The 17,943-nt window shown below is 69.9% G+C and carries 13 protein-coding genes, 2 tRNA genes and 1 pseudogene; 4 read left to right on the top strand and 12 right to left on the bottom strand.

The window, feature by feature from the left end; translation table 11 throughout:
- Window positions 1-31 precede the first annotated feature (31 nt).
- The 3 genes from PYR72_RS31420 to PYR72_RS31410 form a co-directional block, all read right to left on the bottom strand.
- Complete coding sequence (locus PYR72_RS31420) at window positions 32-643, bottom strand: ATP-dependent Clp protease proteolytic subunit (protein ID WP_037729632.1); 612 nt, start codon at window positions 641-643, stop codon at window positions 32-34.
- Between the two features lie 411 nt (window positions 644-1,054).
- Complete coding sequence (gene tig, locus PYR72_RS31415) at window positions 1,055-2,455, bottom strand: trigger factor (RefSeq protein WP_210551364.1); 1,401 nt, start codon at window positions 2,453-2,455, stop codon at window positions 1,055-1,057.
- A 197-nt stretch (window positions 2,456-2,652) separates the two neighbouring features.
- Window positions 2,653-2,729, bottom strand: a tRNA-Pro gene (locus PYR72_RS31410).
- Window positions 2,730-2,909: 180 nt separating this feature from the next.
- Here PYR72_RS31410 and PYR72_RS31405 point away from each other — a divergent pair.
- Window positions 2,910-2,983 (top strand) — tRNA-Gly (locus tag PYR72_RS31405).
- A gap of 144 nt (window positions 2,984-3,127) precedes the next feature.
- Here the strand turns inward: PYR72_RS31405 and PYR72_RS31400 are convergent.
- Window positions 3,128-3,322 carry a hypothetical protein gene (locus tag PYR72_RS31400; RefSeq protein WP_033526477.1) on the bottom strand — a complete coding sequence of 65 codons (195 nt, stop codon included), beginning with the start codon at window positions 3,320-3,322 and terminating at the stop codon, window positions 3,128-3,130.
- Window positions 3,323-3,898: 576 nt separating this feature from the next.
- Here PYR72_RS31400 and PYR72_RS31395 point away from each other — a divergent pair.
- On the top strand, window positions 3,899-5,101 hold the full coding sequence (locus PYR72_RS31395) for an acyltransferase family protein (protein ID WP_275458403.1): 1,203 nt from the start codon (window positions 3,899-3,901) through the stop codon (window positions 5,099-5,101).
- A 76-nt stretch (window positions 5,102-5,177) separates the two neighbouring features.
- On the opposite strand, the gene PYR72_RS31390 is transcribed toward PYR72_RS31395, so the two are convergent.
- Window positions 5,178-5,663 carry an HD domain-containing protein gene (locus PYR72_RS31390; RefSeq protein ID WP_275458402.1) on the bottom strand — a complete coding sequence of 162 codons (486 nt, stop codon included), beginning with the start codon at window positions 5,661-5,663 and terminating at the stop codon, window positions 5,178-5,180.
- Between the two features lie 350 nt (window positions 5,664-6,013).
- On the bottom strand, window positions 6,014-7,189 hold the full coding sequence (locus PYR72_RS31385) for a PP2C family protein-serine/threonine phosphatase (RefSeq protein WP_275458401.1): 1,176 nt from the start codon (window positions 7,187-7,189) through the stop codon (window positions 6,014-6,016).
- Between the two features lie 225 nt (window positions 7,190-7,414).
- Here PYR72_RS31385 and PYR72_RS31380 point away from each other — a divergent pair, with 225 nt between their 5' ends.
- Complete coding sequence (locus PYR72_RS31380; RefSeq protein WP_275458400.1) at window positions 7,415-8,659, top strand: GNAT family N-acetyltransferase; 1,245 nt, start codon at window positions 7,415-7,417, stop codon at window positions 8,657-8,659.
- On the opposite strand, the pseudogene PYR72_RS31375 reads toward PYR72_RS31380, so the two are convergent.
- From PYR72_RS31375 to PYR72_RS31360, 4 genes and pseudogenes are all read right to left on the bottom strand, one after another.
- A pseudogene (locus PYR72_RS31375) lies at window positions 8,656-9,748 on the bottom strand (IS630 family transposase). The gene PYR72_RS31380 and the pseudogene PYR72_RS31375 sit on opposite strands and share 4 nt — an antisense overlap.
- A 33-nt stretch (window positions 9,749-9,781) precedes the next feature.
- Window positions 9,782-10,738, bottom strand: coding sequence for an IS481 family transposase (locus PYR72_RS31370; RefSeq protein ID WP_275458399.1), 957 nt, complete (start codon window positions 10,736-10,738; stop codon window positions 9,782-9,784).
- Between the two features lie 115 nt (window positions 10,739-10,853).
- Window positions 10,854-11,690 (bottom strand): DNA-formamidopyrimidine glycosylase family protein, encoded by an 837-nt coding sequence (locus tag PYR72_RS31365; RefSeq protein WP_275458398.1) that lies wholly within the window; start codon window positions 11,688-11,690, stop codon window positions 10,854-10,856.
- Window positions 11,691-11,841: 151 nt separating this feature from the next.
- Window positions 11,842-12,327 carry a ribose-5-phosphate isomerase gene (locus PYR72_RS31360; protein WP_275458397.1) on the bottom strand — a complete coding sequence of 162 codons (486 nt, stop codon included), beginning with the start codon at window positions 12,325-12,327 and terminating at the stop codon, window positions 11,842-11,844.
- Window positions 12,328-12,604: 277 nt separating this feature from the next.
- Between PYR72_RS31360 and PYR72_RS31355 the strand changes: the two genes are divergently transcribed.
- Window positions 12,605-14,062: an amino acid permease gene (locus tag PYR72_RS31355; protein WP_275458396.1), complete on the top strand. Its 1,458-nt coding sequence runs from the start codon at window positions 12,605-12,607 to the stop codon at window positions 14,060-14,062.
- Between the two features lie 139 nt (window positions 14,063-14,201).
- Here the strand turns inward: PYR72_RS31355 and PYR72_RS31350 are convergent, their stop codons facing one another.
- Together PYR72_RS31350 and PYR72_RS31345 are read right to left on the bottom strand one after the other, a co-directional pair.
- Entirely contained in the window at window positions 14,202-15,419 is a 1,218-nt protein-coding gene (locus tag PYR72_RS31350; protein ID WP_275454541.1) for an IS110 family transposase, read from the bottom strand.
- A gap of 279 nt (window positions 15,420-15,698) precedes the next feature.
- On the bottom strand, window positions 15,699-17,864 hold the full coding sequence (locus PYR72_RS31345) for a serine/threonine protein kinase (RefSeq protein WP_275458395.1): 2,166 nt from the start codon (window positions 17,862-17,864) through the stop codon (window positions 15,699-15,701).
- Between the last annotated feature and the right edge of the window lie 79 nt (window positions 17,865-17,943).

Here is a 17,943-nt window from a genome sequence, read left to right as displayed (position 1 = left end):
GCGGGGGCGAGGGTGGCGGCGGGTGCCGCCACTACTGCCCGGCCCCGGTGCCGCCGCCGCCCGGCATGCCGGCGGCCGTGGGGATCACGTCGTCGATGAGGCCGTACTCCTTGGCCTCGAAGGCGTCGAACCAGCGGTCGCGGTCCGAGTCACGGGTCACCTGCTCGACGGTCTGACCCGTGTGCTGGGAGGTGAGCTCCGCCATGCGCTTCTTGGTGTGCAGCAGCCGCTCGGCGTGGATCTTGATGTCCGAGGCCGAACCGGCCAGGCCGGCGGAGGGCTGGTGGATCAGGATCTCGGCGTTCGGCAGCGCGAAGCGCTTGCCGGGGGTGCCCGCGCTCAGCAGGAACTGGCCCATCGACGCCGCGAGACCCATGGCGATGGTCACGACGTCGTTCTTGATGAACTGCATCGTGTCGTAGATCGCCATACCGGCCGTGATGGAGCCGCCGGGGCTGTTGATGTAGAGGTAGATGTCCTTGTCGGGGTCCGCGGCAAGGAGCAGCAGCTGTGCGGTGATCTTGTTGGCAATGTCGTCGTCGACCGGCTGGCCGAGGAAGATGATCCGCTCGTTGAGCAGCCGGTTGTAGACCTGGTCGCCGAGGCCACCACCGATGGAAGGCTCGCCGGCGGCTGAGGGCATCAGATTCGTCACGTATCCACCTGCTCGTCTTACGACGGCGCCGGGCCGTCTTCACGTTTCCCTTCCGGGGACCGGGCCGTTAGCCGACAGCCCAGCCCTCGTCTTCATGGACCCTAACGCGGTGGCTGCGCCGGTGAATCCCGCAAAGGGAACTGTTCGCTGTCAGCGCATGTGCTGCGCCGGCCGGGCGGGGGTGACTGGTCGCCCCAGGACGCCGAAGGGGCGCGGGGAACTGCGCGACCAGCCCCCTACAAGCCGCAGACGCGTCTGCCACCGTCTGCGAAATGGCGAGTGCGGCTCGTACGTGGTTGCTCGCGCAGTTCCCCGCGCCCCTGGGTAGGCCGACGGGCCCCCGGGTCACGAATGATCCGGGGGCCCGTCTCAAGCCAGCATGTGCTGTTCGCGGAGCGATCAGGCCTCGGGGGCCTTCTCCTCGGCCTCGGCGGCGGCCGGGGTCTCCTCGGTGGCCTCGGCGGAGCCCTCGGCCTCCGTCTCGTCCTCGTCGTCGTCCAGGTCGACGACCTCGCCGTTGGTGTCCTTCACCGTGGCGGACTCGACGACCAGGGCCAGGGCCTTGCCGCGGGCGACCTCGCCCACGAGGAGCTGGACCTGGTTGTTCTGGACGACGGCCTGGGCGAACTGGTCCGGGGACATGCCGGAGGAGGCCGCGCGGCGCATGAGGTGCTCGGTGAGCTCCTCCTGGTTGACGTTCAGCTTCTCCTTGGAGACCAGCTCGTCGAGGACGAACTGGGTCTTGATGCCCTTTACGGCCGCTTCCTTGGTCTCGGCGTCGAACTCCTCGACCGTCTTGCCCTGGATCTCCAGGTACTTCTCCAGGTCCAGGCCCATCTGGCCGAGCTGGTGGTGCTCCAGGTTGTGCTTGCGGGTGTTGATCTCGTCCTCGAGCAGCTTCTCGGGGACGGGCACCTCGACGATCTCCAGGAGCTTCTCGAGGACGCGCTCCTGGGCCTGGGTGGCCTGGTCGTACTGCTTCATGTTCTCCAGGCGCTTGCGGCTGTCCGCGCGCAGCTCCTCGAGGGTGTCGAACTCAGAGGCGAGCTGGGCGAACTCGTCGTCCAGGGCGGGGAGTTCACGGGCGGCGACCTGGGAGACCTTGACGGTCACCTCGGCCTCCTTGCCGGCCGCCGAGCCGCCCTTGAGCTCGGAGGCGAAGGTGGCCTCGCCACCGGCCTCCAGGCCCTTCACGGCGTCGTCGATGCCGTCCAGCAGCTCGCCGGAGCCGATGGTGTAGGAGACACCCTCGGCGACGCCGTCCTCCAGGACCTCGCCGTCGACCTTGGCCTGCAGGTCGAGCGTCACGACGTCGCCGTCCTCGGCGGCACGCTCGACCGGGGAGGTGGAGGCGAAGCGCTCGCGCAGCTGCTCGACCGCCTTGTCGACGTCCTCCTCGGTGACCTCGACGGCGTCGACCTCGACCTCGATGCCGGAGTAGTCCGGGATCTCGATGGCCGGGCGGACGTCGACCTCGGCGGTGAAGTTCAGCGTCTCGCCGTCCTTCAGCTCGGTGATGTCGACCTCGGGCTGGCCCAGCACGTTGAGCTCGGCCTCGTTGACCGCGTCCGTGTAGAACTTCGGGAGCGCGTCGTTGACCGCCTCCTCCAGCACCGCACCGCGGCCGAACCGCTGGTCGATGACGCGGGCCGGGATCTTGCCCTTGCGGAAGCCCTTCACCGTGACCTGCTGGTTGATCTTCTTGTACGCCGCGTCGAGGCTGTCCTTGAGCTCCTCGAAGGGCACCTCGATGCTGAGCCGAACCCGGGTCGGGTTCAGGGTCTCCACGGCGCTCTTCACGGTTCGGTCTCCTTGGGGGCTGACTTCTTGGGGTTCTGCTGACGTCCCCCGCCGGTGCGGCGGGGCTTCAGCGGATTAGCGGCCCTTGAGAGACGTGAGAGTGCAGACACACGGGCGCGCAGCTTGCATAGTAACCGCAGGCGGTACACGCCCCAAAAGGCGATCTTGCCGGTGGCGGGCGACGCCTGCCGGCGCGGTGGTCGGGGTGGCGGGATTTGAACCCACGGCCTTCCGCTCCCAAAGCGGACGCGCTACCAAGCTGCGCCACACCCCGTCTGGTGCGACACGTAGGGTACATGCCCGCAGGCCATGGGGTTGCCGCATTAAGCCAGTGCGCGGGCGCGTGCGACGGCGCACGACGACGGACGCGGCCGGGAAGGGGTGTGCGGCGGCGGCGCCGGACCCGCTACGATGCCTTCTGTGCCGCGGTCACCCGACCTGCGGCGCGAGCTGTGCGGGCGTAGCTCAATGGTAGAGCCCTAGTCTTCCAAACTAGCTACGCGGGTTCGATTCCCGTCGCCCGCTCCAACGGCCTCCGGCCCGGTCGAGGGACTCCCTCGACCGGGCCGGAGGCTTTTCGTCGTCCGTTGGAGGCTTTTTGTCGTCTCGTGGCCGTCGGGCGGCCGTGCGGACGTGCACGGCGCGTGTTCGGGCGGTCACTCCGGACACGGTCTAGAACTGGATCGAGTTGATGGTGTCCGCTATCGAGTTCAGGAAGCGTTGGATGTCGTCGGCCATGCCCGTCGAGGCGAGGAAGAAGCCGAAGAGGATGGCGACGACGGCCGGTCCGGCCTTGATCGTCCCTCCTCGCATCAGCACCACCAGGATGATCCCCAGCAAGAGCACCACTGACAGCGAAATGGCCACACAGATCACACCCTCGGTCGGTCCGCACCCGGCCCGGGGTGCCGACCCCACGCGCACCCCGCCAGAACCATCGTGCCACCAACCAGGCCGTCCTATGCAGCGGCTGAGGCAACGTCGGCCACGTCACCGCACGCACGCCACCCCCGCCCCCGGTCAACGGGACCGCACCCCGGGTGAATTCGCGATGATCGTTTCCGTGCACACACAACCCGTGCGCAGGTAATTCGAATTGTTGCCACCGACACATCAAGAGGCCCGGGCAGGACGGTAATTAACCGGACATTTCACCGGAGTCGCCTGCGCACGGTATGCACCATTTAGTCGGGATGAATGCGGACAGACCGGTGGTTGCCATCTGCCGTCCGGTGGACACGTTGTGACGCTTCACCTGGTCATGACTTCACGAATCCCGGGTACGCGGGGAGGACACGTACCCCTCAATACAGGATTCACGTGGGTGGTTTTACGTAATCGCACAGACAACGCTAGGGTGCCTCAGATGTTCACCGCTGCCTCGTCCCCCGCTTGCGCAGCGAGTGCTCGGACCGTCCTCCGGAGTTTCCGGAGGGAGGGTCTGTGACGAACTCGCTGCGACCGCACGGCCGGCCCGGGACGCCGCTCCCGCCGGCACAGCCACTACAACCGTCCGCAGACGGAGTGCCGAGTCCGCGCTCGCTGAAGTCCTCGTCTCCCCAGCCGACGCCAGGTGGTGCCTCCCCCGAGGCCAGACCGGCCAAACAACGTGACGCGTTCTTCGACAACGCCAAGTACCTCGCCATCGTGTTCGTGGCGATGGGACACGCGTGGGAGCCGCTCACCGACCACAGCCGCGCCGCCGAGGCGCTGTACATGTTCGTGTACACGTTTCACATGCCGGCGTTCATCATCATCTCCGGTTACTTCTCGCGCAGTTTCGACATGCGGCCCGACCGGCTCCGCAGGCTGGTCACCGGCATTGCCGTGCCGTACGTCCTCTTCGAGATCGCCTACTCCTTCTTCAAGCGGTGGGGCGACGACGACCCCTCCCACCCGATCAGCCTGCTCGACCCCTGGTACCTCACCTGGTTCCTGATCGCGCTGTTCGTGTGGCGGCTGACGACACCGCTGTGGAAGGTCGTGCGCTGGCCCGTCCCCGTGGCGCTCGCCATCGCGGCGCTCGCCTCGGTCTCGCCCGACATCGGTGACGACCTGGACCTGCAGCGTGTCCTGCAGTTCCTGCCGTTCTTCGTCGTCGGCCTGTTCATGAAGCCCGCGCACTTCCAGTTCATGCGGCGCCGTGAGGTGCGGATCCTGTCCCTGCCGGTGGCCGGGTGCGCGCTGGCGATGGCGTACTGGCTGGGCCCGGACATGAACTCGGCCTGGTTCTACCACCGTGACAGCGCGCAGGAGCTGGGTGCGCCGTGGTGGGCGGGCATCGTCATGACCTTCGCGCTGTTCGGCTGCTCCATGGTGCTGACCACGTGCTTCTTCGCCTGGGTGCCGCGTCGGAAGATGTGGTTCACCGTGCTGGGCGCGGGCACGCTGTACGGCTACCTGCTGCACGGGTTCCTCGCGAAGGGGTCGCGCTTCTGGGACTGGTACGACGCCAACGCGTGGGTGTACCAGCCGCTCGGCGAGCTGTTCGCCACGTTCCTCGCCGCCGCCGTCATCACCGTGTTGTGCACCCCGCCGGTGCAGCGGATGTTCCGGTTCGCGATGGAGCCGAAGATGGAGTGGGCGTTCAAGCGGGATGCCGCCGAGCTGGCTCGCGAGCGGGGGAAGGTGGGGGCCAGGACGTAGGCGCGGGGTCTCCGACCCTCGCCTCCGACGCCGGGGTCCGTCGTTCCCGTTCGCTCTCGTTCGCTCCCGTTCTCTCTCAGGTGTTGTCCGTGGCCTCCTCGGCCGCCGGTTCGTCCGGCAGGCCGAGGAGGTTTCGCATGTGGGCGTACTTGCGGGTCAGGCGGGTGCGGGTGGGTTCGTCCAGGACGGCGAGGCGGGCGGGGTTCGCGTTGTGCGCGAGGTCCGACTGCTTGACGAGGAGGGCGCCCGGGGTGTCGAGGATGCGGGTGGCGTACGTCTCCGGGGTTTCGCCCTCGCGCTTGGTGAGGGCGAGGACGATGGACTTGGTGCGGGCGGTCAGTGGGGCCTCGGTGAGCCAGGTCTCGGTGAGGGCGTCGTCCTCGACCGCGTCGTGCAGCCAGGCCGCGGCGATCTGGTCCTCGTCGCCGCCTCGTGCCGTGACGCCGGCCGCGACCGCCTGGAGGTGCTCGGTGTAGGGGCGGCCGGCCTTGTCCTTCTGGGCGGCGTGGGCCGTTCTGGCCAGGGTTTCCACTTCCGGGAGGGAGAGAGGGGTCGAGGGCATGGGGTCTGGGCTCCTTCGTGTGGTGGGTGTGGGGTGCGGTGGGGTGGTGACTGGTGGGTGCCGATCCGGGTTTCGCCCCCGCCGCCCCTACCCGTCCCTCCCCCAGGGGCTGCGCCCCTTCGACCCCCATGTTCCGGTCCGGTGGGGGTTTTCGCGCAGTTCCCCGCGCCCCTGAAAAGCAGGGGGCTGCACCGTCGAGAACCACGTGTACGTCCGGTGGGGGTTCTCGCGCCGTTCCCCGCGCCCCTGAAAAGCGGGGGGCTGCGCCGTCGAGAACCACGTGCACGTTCAGTGGGGATCTTGCGCCGTTCCCCGTGCCCCTGGGTGGCAGGGGCTTCGACCTGTGCTGTTCAGGGGCGGGTGGCTGTGGGGCCTTCTCGGCAGATCAGGAGGAGGGCTCGGTCGTCGTTGACGTCCTTGGCCACGGCTTCGATGAGGTGCCAGGCGGCGCCGTGGAAGCCGCCCGCGACATAGCGGTCGGCCTCGCCGGTGAGGCGGTCGATGCCTTCGACTATGTCCCGGTCGGAGGTCTCGACGAGGCCGTCGGTGAACAGCATCAGGACGTCGCCGGGGCGCAGGGAACCCTTGACGGGGTCGAACTGGGCGCCGTCGTAGACGCCGAGGAGGGGGCCCTCGGCGGCCTTCTCCTCCCAGCGGCCGGTGCCCGCGCTGAGCTGGAGGCCGGGCGGGTGGCCGGCGGAGAAGAGTTCGTAGTCGCCGGAGTCGAGGTCGAGGACGAGGTGGATGGAGGTCGCGAAGCCCTCGTCCCAGTCCTGGCGGAGGAGATAGCCGTTGGCCGCCGGGAGGAAGGCGTGCGGTGGGAGCGATCCCAGAAGACCGCCGAAAGCGCCGGAGAGGAGCAGGGCGCGGGAGCCCGCGTCCATGCCCTTGCCGGAGACGTCGGTGAGGACGACTTCGAGGGTGCGGCCGCCGTTCGTGCGGGCGGCCACGACGAAGTCGCCGGAGAAGGACTGGCCGCCCGCCGGGCGCAGGGCCATCTCGCGGTGCCAGCCGGCGGGCAGTTGCGGCAACTTGCTCTGGACCCGGATGCGTTCGCGCAGGTCGAAGAGCATGGTGCCGCCGCGTCGCCAGGGCACGCCGACCCGGCTGCGGAACTGGGCGATGAGCAGGCCGAAGAAACCGCAGGCGGCGACCACGAGCACGACACCGGGGGTCACCCGGGCCGGGCCCTCGGTATAGGGGCCGAGCCGTACCGACTCCACGATCAGCGCGGTCGCGGCGGCCGCGTACAGGCCGAGAAGGCTGGCGGGGCGCAGCAACAGGCCGCCCGCGACGATGGGAAGGACGAGGACGGCGGGTGAGAACCACACCTCGTTGACGAGGGTGAGGCAGGCGATCAGCGGGATCATCAGCAGCAGGCCGACCAGGGCGATCCAGTCGGAGCCGTCCCCGCGGAAGTAGTCGACGGCGGATTTGCGCACGCCGGTGCGGACCCGGTGAACCAGCTTCTTCATCCGGGCCGTGAGCGTATCGGCCGCCGCGCGCCGCTCTCGTCCTGCTGCCATTGTTCGGGACCTTATCCATCGGACCAGCCCCTGTGCACAGGAGGTCCTACTTGTCCCCCTTCCGAGGGCCGGTTCACGACGAATCTCACACAGATCTCACACCGGAACGCGTCGTTCGGCCCCCGTGCGCCCTCCGTGCGGCACCTGTGAAGGATCCCACGTCGAACGGCGACGCGCGGGTCAAATTCGTTCGCCCGTACAGGATCGTGCTGCTAGGCATGGCGTATGACGACTGAGCTGCGGGCGCTGCGCAAGGAAGACTGGGACCCCTGGTACGACAACCTCATCCGCGCCTTCGGCGGCACCCCCGAACCGCCGGAGGAGCGCGAGTTGTGGGACGCGCTCACCGTGCACGACCGTTGCGTCGGCGTGTGGGAGGGCGACCGGTGCGTGGGTACGGCGGGGGCGTTCGACTTCCGTCTCACCGTGCCCGGCGGCTCGGCCGTTCCCGCGGCCGGGGTCACGATGGTCGGAGTCGCGGCCACGCACCGGCGCCGCGGGGTGCTGACCTCCATGATGCGGCGGCAGTTGGACGACATCCGTTCCTGGGGCGAGCCGCTGGCCGTGCTGACCGCGTCCGAGCCGGCGATCTACGGCCGGTTCGGGTACGGCCTGGCCACGCGCCGCCTGGCCGCCGACATCGACAGCGCCCGGGTGCGGCTGTCCGTGCCGCCGGGCACCGACGACGTACGACTGCGCTACGCCGAGCCGTCCGAGGTGCTCGACGTGTGCGAGGCGGTGTACGCCCGCCGGGTGCCGGAGCGGCCGGGGATGCTGGCCCGGCAGCCCGGCTGGGAGCGGGTGGAACTGCTCGACACGGAACGCCACCGCGGCGGTGCCTCACCCCTGCAGTGCGTGGTGGCCGAGCGGACCGACGGCGAGGGCACGGATGTGGTCGGGTACGCGCGCTTCCGGGTCAAGTCCGACTGGGGGCCGCGCGGGGCGGACGGCGTCGTCCAGTTGAGCGCGCTGGAGGCCCTCGACCCGGCCGCCCGTGCCGCGCTGTGGCGGTTCCTCTTCGACATCGACCTGACGTCGAGCGTCGTCGCCCACCGGCTGCCCGTCGACGAGCCGCTGCTGCACCTGGTGTCGGACATCCGGCGCTGCGCGCTGCGGTTCACCGACGATCTGTATCTGCGGCTCGTGGACGTGGGCGCGGCGCTGCGCCTGCGGACCTACCAGGCCCCGCTGGACGTGGTGTTCGAGGTCGAGGACTCCTTCTGCCCCTGGAACGAGGGGCGTTGGCGGCTCACCGGCGACCCGAAGGGCGCGACCTGCGAGCGCACCGCGGACGCCGCCGATCTCTCCCTCGACGTACGGGAGTTGGGCGCGGCCTATCTGGGCGGGGCGAGCCTGTCCGCGCTGGCCGGGGCGGGGCTGGTGCGGGAGCTGCGGCAGGGCGCGCTGGCGGAGGCGTCCGTGGGGTTCCTCGCGTCCGGGCCGGCGCCCTGGCTGCCGCACGGCTTCTAGTGACCTGAGTCAGAGATTCGTCGGCAGTAGGCGGCTACTTTGTCGAGGATTTCGTCGGCGGTCTTCGTCCAGATGAACGGTCTGGGGTGTTCGTTCCAGTCGGCGAGCCAAGCGCGGATGTCGCGTTCAAGGGCCTGGACGGAGCGGTGAACGCCTCGCTTGAGTTTCTTCTGCGTGAGCTCGGCGAACCACCGCTCCACCAGGTTCAGCCAGGACGAACTCGTCGGTGTGAAGTGCAGATGGAAGCGCGGGTGCGCAAGCAGCCACTTCTTGATGACAGGCGTCTTGTGGGTGACATAGTTGTCGAGGATCAGATGGACATCGAGGTCGGCGGGGACTTCCTTGTCGAGCTTGGTCAGGAACTTCTTGAACTCCACGGCCCGGTGGCGCCGATGCAGGGAGCCGATCACCTTGCCGGTGGCGACTTCCAGTGCGGCGAACAGCGTGGTGGTGCCGGCGCGGACGTAGTCGTGGCTGCGGCGTTCGGGAACGCCGGGAACCATCGGCAGCACGGGCTGGGACCGGTCGAGGGCCTGGATCTGGGACTTCTCGTCCACGCAGAGGACCAGAGCCTTCTCCGGCGGGTCGAGATACAGGCCGACGACATCACGGACCTTGTCGATGAACAGCGGGTCCGTGGAAAGCTTGAAGGTCTGCGACCGGTGCGGCGCCAGGGCGAACGCGCGCCAGATCCGCGGGATCGCCGACTGCGACATGCCCGTGGCCGCCGCCATCGACCGAGTCGACCAGTGGGTGGCGTTCTTCGGCTTCTCTTCAAGTGTCTTGACGATGACCCGCTCGACGTCAGCGTCGGTGATCTTCCGCGGGACGCCGGGCCGCGGCTCGTCGGACAGGCCGTCCAGGGCCCCGTTCGAGGAAACGTCGCCGCCAGGTGCGGACGGTGTCCGCAGTGACCCGCAGCCGGCGTGACACCTCCATGATCGAGTGCCCGTCGGCGCACTCCAGCACGATCCGCGACCGCTGGGCCAGCGCCTGAGCCGTCGTGCGGCGACGCACCCAGCCCTCCAGCACGGCTCGCTGGGCATCGGTCACCGACAACGGCGGAATCTTCGGACCCGGACGACTCATACCAAACCAACGACGAATCTCCGACTCAGGTCACTAGGTGTATTGACCCGCAGGGTTGTTGACGCGGGTGATGGGTGGCTGGCCGCCGAGTGCGGTGTGGCAGCGGTGGTGGTTGTAGGTGTGGAGGAAGTCTGCCAGGGCTGCGGTGCGTTCGGTGTTGCTGGTGTAGGGCCGCAGGTAGGCCCACTCGTCGAGCAGGGTGCGGTTGAAGCGTTCGACCTTGCCATTGGTCTGCGGCCGGTAGGCGCGGGTGAGCTTGCCGGTCGCGCCGAGGTCGGCCAGGGCCTCCTGCCAGGCGAAGCTCTTGCGGTAGGGCCAGGCGTTGTCGGTCAGCACCCGCTCGATGCGCTCGATACCCGCGGCGGCGAAGAAGGCGGCGGCCCGGCGCAGGAAGGCCGCGCAGGTCGCGGCCTTCTCGTCGCCGTGGATCTCGCTGTAGGCCAGGCGGGAGTGGTCGTCGACGGCGGAGTGGACGTAGTCGAAGCCCATGCCGCTGCGCCGGGCCCGGCCGGCCTGGCGGCCCAGCACCTTGTGGCCGCCGCCGTCGGGGATCCGGCCGAGCTTCTTGACGTCGACGTGGACGAGTTCGCCGGGCCGGTCGCGTTCGTAGCGGCGGATGACCTGACCGGTCGGCCGGTCCAGGTGGGCCAGACGGTTCAGGCCGTGGCGGACCAGGATGCGGTGCACGGTCGAGGCGGGCAGGCCCAGGATCGGGCCGATGCGGGCGGGGCCGAGTTTGCGGGTCTGGCGCAGCCGGCACACCCGGGCCTCCACGGCCGCCGCGGTGCGGTGTGGTGTCGTCCGGGGGAGGCTGGAGCGGTCGTGCAGCCCCTGTTCGCCCTCGGACCGCCAGCGCCGGATCCACTTGTGGGCTGTGGGACGCGAGATACCCATCTCTGCCGCGACATGCGCGACCGGACGGCCGGAACTGACACGCTCGACCAGCAGCCGCCTGCCGTGAACGGTCAGGCGGGCATTACGGTGGGACACGAAGGCCTCCGTGCGGTGAAGATTCGACACCTCCACCACACACGGAGGCCTTCGCCACGATCAAGACCGACCCGCGTTAACAACGCTCGTGATCAATACACCTAGGGCGGGGGGCTCACCTCTGCTGGCAGGCCGGGCACCAGAAGAGGTTGCGGGCGGCGAGGTCGGCGGTGCGGACCTCGCCGCCACAGAGATGGCAGGGCAGGGCCGCCCTGCGGTACACGTACACCTCGCCGCCGTGGTCGTCGACGCGGGGCGGGCGGCCCATGGCCTCGGGGGTGTGTTCCGGGCGGACGGTGTCGATGCGGTTGTGCCGGACGCCCTCGCGCATGAGGCCGACGAGGTCGGTCCAGACGGCGTCCCATTCCGCGGGGGTGATGTCCTTGCCGGCGCGGTAGGGGTCGATGCCGTGCCGGAAGAGGACCTCGGCGCGGTAGACGTTGCCGACGCCCGCGATCACCTTCTGGTCCAGGAGGAGCGCGGCGATGGTCGTACGGCTGCGGGAGACACGGGCGTACGCGCGGGCCGGGTCGGCGTCGGCGCGGAGCGGGTCGGGGCCGAGGCGGGCGTGCACGGCGCGTTTCTCGGCCTCGGTGATCAGGGCGCAGGTCGTCGGGCCGCGCAGGTCCATGTACGACGTGTCGTCGCGCAGCCGCAGGCGGACGGTGTCCGTGGGCGGGGGCGCGGGGGCCGGGCCGAAGGTGACCTTGCCGAACAGGCCCAGGTGGATGTGCACCCGTTCCTCGGCCTCGGGGTCGCCGAAATGCAGGAAGAGGTGCTTGCCGTGGGCCTCGGCGGTGTGCAGCGGGGTGCCGGTGAGGAGGGCCGCGGCGTCGGCGAACTTGCCCTGGGGGCTGGTGACGTGGACGGGCCGAGCGACGCCGTCGCCTGCCGGGCCGAAGTGGGTGCGGCAGTCCTCGGCGAGGCGGTGGATGGTGTGCCCCTCCGGCACGGGGGTCCTCCGGGGGTTCGGCAGGGTGGGTGGGGGCGGTCGGGGCGCGTTCTCGGGTGCCGGTCGGTGGGGGTGCTCGCGCAGTTCCCCGCGCCCCTGAGAAGCGGGGGCTGCGCCCCCTGCTTCTCAGGTCCGTACGAACGCCGGATCGCTACGGCTGGGGGTGGTGCGCCGGGATGGGGGGCAGGTCGCCCGTGGTCTCGTACGCCGCCAGCATGTCGATGCGGCGGATGTGGCGCTCGTCACCGGAGAACGGGGTGTTGAGGAAGGTCTCGACGAACTTCGTCGCGTCCTCCTGCGCGTGCATGCGGGCGCCGACGGCGACGACGTTGGCGTTGTTGTGCTCGCGGCCCAGCGCGGCGGTCTCGGCGCTCCAGGCGAGGGCGGCGCGGACACCGGCCACCTTGTTCGCGGCGATCTGCTCGCCGTTGCCGGAGCCGCCGATGACGACGCCGAGGGACCCGGGGTCCGCGGCCGTGCGCTCCGCCGCGCGGAGGCAGAACGGCGGGTAGTCGTCCTGGGCGTCGTAGATGTGGGGCCCGCAGTCGACGGGCTCGTGGCCCGCGGCCTTGAGCCACTCCACGAGGTGGTTCTTGAGTTCGTATCCGGCGTGATCAGAGCCGAGGTAGACGCGCATGGTCCGAGTGTGACACGCGTGTTTCGGCGTGGCACGACGGGGTGCGGACCCAACGAAACGTGAGCTGCCCGACGAATCCTCAAGTAAACCTCAAGTAACGATCTGGATTCAAAGGTTCTGGAATCCTTTCACCTCCGATTCACTGGACCGATCTTTACAACGGCTCAGCCGGACCCTCACCGCCGCCTCTCGTTTCCCGCTCGGACGAGAGTCGATCGGTCGGTCACTGGGCAGACGCACGGAAGTCCCCACCACGGCGCAAAGGAAACCTCCCCCCATGACCTCGCAGCCGACCCTGCCGCCCCAGGCGGATTCCCCTGGCTCGTCCTCACCTCCCTCCCCCGGTCTGCACGCCGGTCTCAAGAACCGCCATCTGTCGATGATCGCGATCGGCGGTGTGATCGGAGCCGGCCTGTTCGTCGGGTCGAGTTCCGGCATCGCCACCGCGGGCCCCGGCATCCTCCTGTCGTACGCGCTCGTCGGCACGATGGTGGTGCTGGTGATGCGGATGCTCGGTGAGATGTCCGCCGCGAACCCGACGTCGGGGTCGTTCTCGGCCCACGCCGACCGCGCGCTCGGCCGCTGGGCCGGGTTCTCGATCGGCTGGCTGTACTGGTTCTTCTGGGTCGTCGTGCTCGCGGTCGAGGCGACCGCGGGCGCGGTGATCCTGGAGGGCTGGATCCCGGCGGTGCCGCAGTGGGGCTGGGCGTTGATCGTGATGGTCGTCCTGACCGCGACGAACCTGGTCTCGGTCGGCTCCTACGGTGAGTTCGAGTTCTGGTTCGCCGGGATCAAGGTCGTCGCGATCGCCGCGTTCATCGTGGTGGGCGGTCTCGCGGTGTTCGGCGTGCTGCCGGGGGCCGACACCGACAAGGCCGGGCTGTCCAACCTGACCGACCACGGCGGGTTCCTGCCCCACGGGGCGGGCGCGATCCTCATCGGTGTGCTGCTGGTCGTCTTCTCCTTCATGGGCAGCGAGATCGCCACGCTGGCCGCCGGAGAGACGGAGAACCCGCAGCGGGCCGTCACCAAGTCGACCAACAGCATCATCTGGCGCATCGGCGTCTTCTACCTCGGCTCGATCTTCGTCGTGGTCACGCTGCTGCCGTGGAACGACCCGTCGATCAAGGAGAAGGGCTCCTACGTCGCCGCCCTCGACTCCCTCGGCATCGCGCACGCCGGCCAGATCATGAACTTCATCGTGCTGACCTCGGTGCTGTCCTGTCTGAACTCGGGTCTCTACACCGCGTCGCGCATGGCGTTCTCGCTGGGCGAGCGCGGGGACGCGCCGCGCGCGTTCGGCCGCACGAACAGCCGGGGCGTGCCGATGGCCGCCATCCTCTCCTCGGTCGTCTTCGGGTTCGTGGCCGTCATCTTCAACTACTTCTTCCCCGAGGGTGTCTTCCTCTTCCTCGTCAACTCCTCCGGCGCGGTCGCCCTGTTCGTGTGGCTCGTCATCTGCTTCTCGCAGCTGCGCATGCGCCGGATCATCGAGCGGGAGTCGCCGGAGAAGCTCGTCGTGAAGATGTGGCTGTACCCGTATCTGACGTGGGCCACGATCGGGCTGATCCTCTTCGTCCTCGGCTACATGCTCACCGACACCGAGCACGGCAACCGGGAGATCCTGCTGCTGTCGCTGCTGGTCGCGGCGGTCGTCGTCGGCATCGCGGTCGCCAAGGAGCGGCTGGGCGCCCGGAAGTCCGCCGCTGCCGAGGTGTCCGACACGGTGCGCTGAGCGCGGGCGGCCGAGGCCGTCGACGCAGGGCCGGGGTCCGGTGGCGGTTCGTCCGCCGCCGGGCCCCTTTTCGTCGTCGGGGGGTGCCTCTATGTCTTTCGTCAAGGCGCCCAGGTTGGGGTGGATTGGCTGGCTGGGGTCATGCGGCGAGTTCGACGTCCTTGGGGATGCGGGGTTCGTAGAAGGTGCCGTCGCGGAGCATGGCGAACAGGACGCTGATGCGTTGACGGGCGAGGCGGAGGAGGGCCTGGGTGTGGGTTTTGCCGCGGGCTCGCTGGCGGTCGTAGTAGGTGCGGGAGGCCGGGTCGGCGTTCATGCAGGCGAAGGCGGAGAGGAACATGGCGCGTTTGAGCTGCCGGTTTCCGCCTCGGGGTGCGTGTTCGCCGTGGATCGAGGTCCCGGACGACTTCGTGGTCGGGGCGAGGCCGGCGTAGGAGGCGAGGTGGGCGGCGGTGGGGAAGCCGGTGCCGTCGCCGACGGTGACCAGCAGGACTGCGGCGGTCCTGACGCCGACGCCGGGCATCGACGTCAGGACCGGGGAAAGAGGGTGGGCCTCCAGCAGGGCGTTGATCTGGGCTTCCAGGGCCCTGCGCTGGGTGTGGACGGTGGCGAGCGAGGCGGCCAGGGAGGGGATCACGATGTCGAGGGTGCCGGTGCCGGGGACGACGACGGTCTGCTCGTCGAGGGCATCGAAGACATCGTCGATCAGTCGTGCGGCCATGCGCGGTGCCTTCGGACGGATCACCTCGACCAGCCGACGGCGGCCGGCCTTTCGCAGTGCGGCCGGAGAGCCGTAACGCTCCAGCAGCCAGGTGACGGCGGGGTGGTCGAGGCGGGGGCCGAGGACGCGTTCCAGTGACGGGTGGAACTGGGTGAGCAGGCCGCGTATCCGGTTGGAGGTGCGGGTGGCCTCGGCCGCGAGGTCCTGGTCGAAGCCGGTCAGCACGGTCAGCTCGGCGGTGATCTCGTCGGCCAGCTCCAGGGTGCGCAGGGTGTGGGGCATGGTGCGGGCGGCGTCCGCGATCACCGCGGCGTCCTTGGCGTCGGTCTTCGCCTCGCCCGGGTAGAGGTCGGCGATCCGGCGCATGGCCAGTCCGGGCAGATAGGCGACCTGGCAGCCCGCATCCCGGGCGACGGTCAGGGGCAGGGCTCCGATCGAGGCGGGCTGGTCCACGATCACCAGGACGGTGCCGAACTTCTCGGTCAGTTTGTCGAAGACGGCCCGCAGTTTCGGCTCGCTGTTGGGCAGCTGCTTGTCGAAGACCTTCTTCCCGGCCGGGGTGAGCCCGTGGCCGTGGTGGGCCGTCTTGCCGACGTCCAGGCCGAGGAACACGCCCACGTCTTCGGTGTCGACCATCGTGCCCTTCCAGGGGAGTTGAGTGTGCCGGCCTCGGCAGTGGTGTCGTACGCGCGCATCCACGTTATGCAGACCTGCCGCCCGCGAGCTGTCCGGCATTGCGCCGGACCGGACGGTGGCCGGACCTCTCATCAGCGTCTCCGACGGCACCTTCCGGGCCCGGTGACATCACCCCCCAGGTCATCCGTTCGACAGGGGGACACAGTCATGCCGGGCCCGGAGGCCAGCGGCCCTCTTGCAGGACCGCGGAAAACATAACGGGGAACTACGGCAGGGGGTCTACAAGGGGGTGAAGGTCTTCTCGACCTTCTCGTAGACCGGGAGGGCGCGGTCCCCGATGTCGGGGTGGTACCAGGTGGTGAGCTGGTAGGACTTGCCGCCAGTGTCGAAGCCGAGCGAGCGGACGTGCCAGGGCAGTTCCTGGGCGATCACGGTGTACTCCCACACCACGGCGGGCCGGCCGCGGAACTCGGTCTCCTCCAGGCGGATCCGTTCGTATCCCGGCCCCTCGGCGGTGCTCCTCTCCTTCTTCCGCCACTGCTCCAGGAGATCGCCGCGCGCGAGGGACGCCTTGCCGACGATCTCCTGGCGGGCGTCGGGCGAGGTGTAGTGCACCTCCGCCCCGGCGTGCACCTCCCGCGAGAACCCCTCCGGCGGCACCCAGGCGAACACTCCGGCCTCCGTCCGTGCGCCGGGCGGCAGTTCGGGCGGGCGCGAGGTGCCGGCGACGGTGGGGTCGGGGGTGCGGGTGGGGGTCTTGGGGGACGGGGAGGCCGAGGTCGATGTCCCGCCGCTCTTGCCGTTGTTGTCGTTCTCGTCGTCGGACGCGCCGTTCATCGCCGGTACGACGACCGCGGCCACGGCGGCTGTCACGGCGAGGGCCGTGACCGCGAGGAGTCCGGCGCGGCGGTGGTCCCGCCGGGGCGGCGGAGATACGGCGGGTGGCGCGGGCCGGGGGCGGGTCGGCAGTTCGGCGCCGTCGGGGGGTGCCGGAGCGGTCGTCGGGGGGAGCTCGGGGGTGCTCGTCGGCGGGGGTGCGGAGGAGGTGGGGGGCGTCGGGACGGGGGTGCGGTGCAGGACGGGGGTGGTGGGGCGGTCGGTGAGAGGCGTGGGCCGGTTCCGTATCGTCGGGGTCGGATGCGTCGGGGTCGGGGGTCCGGCGGGTGGGGGCGGTGCCTCGGCATCCGGGGTGGGGGCGGGCGACGGGCGTGCCTCGGCGCTCAGAGGAGTCGGGCCCGCCGAGGCCAGCTCCGGCCGCCTTGCAGAAGGTCGTCCGGCCACGGGCACGGGCACGGGCTCCGATGCCGTGGGGGCCGGCCCCTCGGGTGCGGCGATACCGTCCTCCGGCGTGCCGCCGGGGTCTCCTTCTCCCCCGGGCCCGGTCACCGTGTCCCCCGCTCCGGTCGCGGGGCTCGTGGCGCCGACTGCGGAGCGCGTCGCGGGCTCGGCGAGGCCCGGAGCTGCCGGTCCGGGGGCCGCCCCAGCCGTGCCCGCCGGCTCCTGCGCTCCCGGTGGCCTCGGCTCGGTCGTCCGCGTGGCCGGGGCCGGGCTCGTGGCGAGGCGGCGGAGCGTCTCCGTGAGCTCGGGCACGCCGGGCCGGGACTCCGGCTGCTTGGCGAGGAGGGCGGCGAGGACGTCGTGGAGGGGGCCCGCGGCCGGGGGCAGTTCCGGCTCCTCGTAGAGGACGGCGTGCAGGGTGGCGAGGGTGGTGGCGCGGGAGAACGGGGAGCGGCCGCCGAGGGCGGCGCAGAGGGTCGCGCCGAGGGACCAGAGGTCGGAGGGCGGTCCCTGGGGGCGGCCGGAGACCCGCTCCGGGGCCATGTAGTCGGGGGAGCCGACGAGCATGCCGGCCATGGTGAGGGCCTCGGCGTTCTGGATGGCGGCGATGCCGAAGTCGGTGAGGACGGCGTGGTGGGCGCCCGTGCGCTTGACGAGGACGTTGGCCGGTTTGATGTCGCGGTGCAGGACGCCCTGCGCGTGCACCTGGCCGAGGGCGTCGACGAGTTCGAGGCCGATCCGTGCGGTGTCCCGCACGCCGAGGGGGCCGTCCTGCGCCACGACCTGCTCCAGGGAGCGGCCGTCGACCAGTTCCATGACGATCCACAGCCGGTCGCCCGCGTCGACGACGTCGTAGACGCGTACGACATGGGGGTGGTCGATACGGGCCGTGGCCCTGGCCTCCCGCAGGGTTCGCTCGCGTCGGGTGCGGCTGTCCTCCGGGTCGAGACCGTCGATACGCATTTCCTTGACGGCGACCTGCCGGTCGAGCATGTCGTCGGTGGCCCGCCATACCCGGCCCATTCCGCCTTGGCCGATTCCGGCGACCAGGCGATATCGGCCGGCCACCACAAGACCCGGAACACCACCCCACGCTATTTCCGGCATCCCCCTGACCCCCTTCACCAACTGACCGTCATGCACCAGCAGAAACAAAAAGTCGCGCATTGGTCACACTTCGCCCCGCACCAGCATAGTGCGGAGAAATCTTGTGGTACCTCTTCATAGGCCGTGAATTCAGGCACGG

This window comes from Streptomyces sp. VNUA24 (genome assembly GCF_029167005.1).
Taxonomy (GTDB): Bacteria; Actinomycetota; Actinomycetes; order Streptomycetales; family Streptomycetaceae; genus Streptomyces; species Streptomyces scabiei.
Note: the sequence above shows the minus strand (reverse complement) of the source record. Positions and strands in the feature narration are given on the sequence as shown.